The following is a 4,326-nucleotide window of genomic DNA, read 5'->3' as shown; positions in this document are numbered from 1 at the left end:
AGGAAGGTGTTCCAATCCTTCTGCTGGTGTCTCAACGTATGGTGGAATTTGGTTTTCACTTGGCTGGTCAGTTGTTACCAATCCGTCATTACCAGGTACTTCTGGTTGAACCGGAACTTCTGGCTTCGGCTCAGCTGGATTCTCAGGAGTTGGAGCGAATGGATCGAATTCACCATCTGCGCCTACAAATGGCGGATTCTCAGGAAAGACCAAGTTACCTGTATCTTCAGGTGTAGCTGGTTCTGATGGTTCCACCGGTTGATCTGGTTTATCAGACGGATTTGGTTCCTCCGGTGTTGGGGTTGGAGTTGGGGTTGGAGTATCCGGCGTTACAGGATTTTCTGTTTCGCTAGAATTCTTCACAAATACCCACTTACCATTTTGATAGTAATAGTAATCCCCATTATCTAATATATAGTAATGGTAACCATTCTCGTAAAGGTAATGAGGATCGTTGGCTAGATTATTTCTAGAGTTGTTACGATTGGTCAACGGTAGCCATTGCCCATTGCGATAGATCCGGTAACTTCCATCACTCATGCGATAGTAGTGGTTGCCATTCCAGTAAATGTAATTCTCATCATGTGTGAGATTGTTATAGCCATAGTAGTTATTCCAGTTATTATAACCGTAGTTATAGCCATAATTGTAATTATTATAGCCGTAATTGTTATAACCATAGTAATAATCATAGTTGTTATAGCCGTAGTTATAGTTGTAATTGTTGTAACCATAACTTGGAGTATAGTAACTGTAGATATAACGACTGGTGTTCCAACTATAGCTCTCAGCCTGAACATTCGACGCGACAAATACTGGAACTGCTACAGCAGAAGCTAAGATAGCCCGAGTTACATATCTATATTTTTTATCCATATCAATAATCTCCATTAGGATAGTATTATAAATAAAAAGGATGAAAAAAACCTATGCATAAGTGTAATTCAACCATTCTTCCAGTTTATATAGGTAAAGAGAGCTCCTGAATGAGACGTTCATTTTATTTTAAGGCCTATTTAAAAAATGAACACATCAGTCAGATTCCCACATATTTTTGCCTAAAAAACTGATAATGACGGCATATTTTGTATCGACACTTTTTCTTCCTTTGTGAAAATTATAGCACAGAAAGTTTTGAATAGCAAATAATTTGAGAACCTTCTTATTTTACTCATAGAACTATACTCATTCTTTATACAGATAGTTTTTACCCTACTATTCTCTGGTTGAATGGTAGGGTTATAAAGGATAAAACAATAGGATAGTATTATACTATTGTTTTATCCTGTTTCTATTACTGCTAGATTATACAAAAAGAGGCTGGGACAAAAGTCCTAGCCTCTCAATTGTCTTTGGATTATCGAGCAAGACGCAGTGGTTGAGTGGGCTCTACTACGCTGATTTCATCAGCTTTTACAGCCCTACTCAACTGTGCGGAGGCAGGACGACGAAATCGAATTCTAACGAATTACCGATTTCTGTCCCACTCTCACTTTAACAACTATTCATCTTTCTTAAACCCAAGCCCTCGGAACCATTTGGATAATCCCTTTTTACTTTTGTGTTCGTCTTTTCCAGTAGGTTTCTCAAGGTTAGCTTCGTCTTGCAAGTGATCTTCTGATTGAGTAGAAGCCATTAACGAAACTGGGGCCTGATCAGTAACTTCTTCCTCTCCTGCTACTGCAGATTTATTTCCATCCTCATTTGACTGAATTTTCTCTATCCGACTCCTGAACTCACTAGCTTCTTTTTGATAAGCCATAAAACTTGCAAAGGCTGTTTCAAATTCTACTTTTTTCTCTTCAAGTTCAGTTTTTGCGGAAGCCACCATGGCTTGGGCATCAACTAGCAGTTCAGATGAATTGGTAAACAGTTTAAGATGACCTTTAGCTTGCGTTAATTGTTTTTGAGCGATTTGAAGTTGGGCATGTGCTCCTTCAAGCTTAGATGCAGTCTCTTTTGCTGCATTCTGTAAAGCTTCTAATTGCTTTTTATCTTCTTCTAATGCTAGAGCAACATTTTTCAAGGCTTCTTCTTTCGGGCTAATACTACCTTGTATCCGAGCCCGTGATACTGCCAGTGAGTTTTCCGCTTCCTTGACTTCTATCGACGCAGCCTGCCATTTCTTCATTGCTGAAGCTAGGTTACGCTGAGCACGCGCCAATAGTTGCTCATGACTTGCAAGAGAATTCTTGACATCGAATAAATGCCCAGAAAGGATATTGATGCGGGATTCTTGGTTAATCTTTTCGACCTTCAGGCTCTCCAATGTATTTTTTACAGCCTTCACATCCGCTTTTGTCGTCCTTGCATTGGCAACTTTTCTCATCCACTTGGTCAGTTCTTCATTGGTATAAAGCGGGCCTCCTTCTTCAAAGAAAGCTGCTTGAGATACTTCTAAATCTGGAGCATAGGCAACTGAAATAGCCTTGTATTGATTCCCCATCATGTGGATATAGTGGCCAACCTTAGCAAATAGCTCCGGTCCCACTTTTCTGGAGATCTGACTAGGATCTAGCTGACTTTCATCCGTTGGTAAATTGAATTGCTTGGCTAATTGACGATAGTGGTCTTTTTCACTATACCAGAAGGCAACCGCTTCTCTAGGTCGATAACCCCAGGCAACATTCTCATTCTCTTGGTAACTGGACAAGCCTTTTCGATGGTTTACATAATATTCTGTTTGAAGTTGACTAGCTGGCAATTGATAAGGATCTACCAAGAGCTCCTCTAAACCAGCCTGGCGACGGTACAGATTAATCGTATCAACGATTTCTAACGCTTTTAAGACGTTATCTAATCTAGTGACCTTTCCACCTGCCAGCTGGTCTTCTTCACTCCTACGGCGATAAAGAGACAAGGCTTCGACAGCGCCTTGGTCACCCGCCTTGGCCCACTCTTGAAGTAAGATCTCATAGCTTGCCTGTTGAAGATTGATGGGACTTAGCATTGCCGCTTCACGGACCTGTTCTAACTCCACTTCTTTTAGGGAAATTTGATGGGCTAGTCGCTCAATTTTCTCCTGTGCGCCAGCAATCTCACTGGAAACCTGCTTTAAGACCTGAGGCACATTGGCATGAGTTTCTGTCAGATTAACTACTAATGCTTGAGCTATCTTTAATTCGTTTTGCGCCTGCTCCTCTTTTTGCTGTGCGTTGGCTAATACTGTCTCATCATTCTGGATGGGTTGTTTGGCTTTTCTCAATTCATTTCGTGCGATATCAACGAGTAACTGTTGGGCAGCGATTTTATTCTCTTGATTCTTGATGGCAGAACAGACTTGGCGATCGGCTTCTGTTGCTTGGCGTACCTTGTCTTCTTCCAAAGTAACAACTGCTTCTGCAACCGCAACTTCATTTTCAGTTTTGCCAATGGAGCTTTGATTGGAGTTTTGAATCCTTGTTTCAGTATTCTGTAAGTTAGCTTCAGCAGCTTCAAGACCAGACTTGGCTACATTGTATTCAGATTGAGCCTGGTTCAAGCGCAAACGTTGGTCTTCGACTCTTTTTTCAGCTTTTAACAACTGTTCATTTAAGATATTCATATCCATAAAACTTGAATCCATTCCAGTCATATCCGTCGACTGCTGATCAGCAGCATCCTTCTGAGTGATCTCCTCTGCTTGCGCCTTATGCCCAGCCAAAGCTGAAAAGAGGGTTGTCGCAGCGACACCCGTTGTAAAGACTGATTTTCCTAATTTTTTGCTCATTGCAATCCCCACCAAAACTTTTTCATTTCTCTTCTCTCTTCATAAGAATACCACATTTTGTTACCAATAACTAGTAGGATGGGAAAGATTTTTTCTAATTTTAGTGCAAAAGAAAAACAGCTGTCGCTGTTAGTCTTCCTGTTTAATTTGCTTCAACATTTTTTCTTCTTCTGCTGACAATTCATAGTTTTCTAGCAGATCAGGGCGACGCTCCAAGGTCTTTTTCAAACTCTGGTAAAGACGCCATTGACGGATATTTTCATGGTGACCACTCATGAGGACATCTGGAACCGTCATCCCTCGGTATTCATAAGGCCGTGTGTATTGAGGATACTCTAAGAGACCAGACGAAAAACTATCATCCTGGTGGCTGGACTCTTTTCCGATCACCTCTGGAATCAAGCGGACTGTCGCATCAATCATGGTCATGGCTGCTAGCTCACCTCCCGTCAGAACATAATCTCCCAGAGAAATCTCATCTGTCACCAAGGTCTTGATCCGTTCATCGTAGCCTTCATAGTGACCACAGATAAAGATCAATTCATCTTCCTGAGCTAATTCTTCAGCATAGGCTTGGTCAAAAGTCCGACCAGCAGGATCCAGTAAGATCACGCGCG

Annotated in this window: 2 protein-coding genes and 1 pseudogene; all 3 read right to left on the bottom strand. The window is 41.3% G+C overall.

Annotated features, from left to right (window positions below; genetic code table 11):
* A pseudogene (locus tag ACLOR3_RS03710) lies at nucleotides 1–876 on the bottom strand (CAP domain-containing protein); the annotation flags it as partial.
* 625 nt (nucleotides 877–1,501) lie between these two features.
* A complete protein-coding gene (locus tag ACLOR3_RS03705; protein ID WP_129269243.1) occupies nucleotides 1,502–3,709 on the bottom strand; it encodes a coiled-coil domain-containing protein in 2,208 nt (735 codons plus the stop codon).
* Between the two features lie 129 nt (nucleotides 3,710–3,838).
* The coding region (gene trmD, locus ACLOR3_RS03700; RefSeq protein WP_412037005.1) for a tRNA (guanosine(37)-N1)-methyltransferase TrmD at nucleotides 3,839–4,326 on the bottom strand (488 nt) is incomplete at its 5' end.

Source organism: Streptococcus intestinihominis (genome assembly GCF_046824975.1).
Classification (GTDB): Bacteria; Bacillota; Bacilli; order Lactobacillales; family Streptococcaceae; genus Streptococcus.
Note: the sequence above shows the minus strand (reverse complement) of the source record. Positions and strands in the feature narration are given on the sequence as shown.

Coding starts and splice junctions, on each gene's coding strand:
- ACLOR3_RS03705 (WP_129269243.1), bottom strand. CDS start 3,709: ATGAGCAAAAAATTAGGAAAATCAGTCTTTACAACGGGTGTCGCTGCG.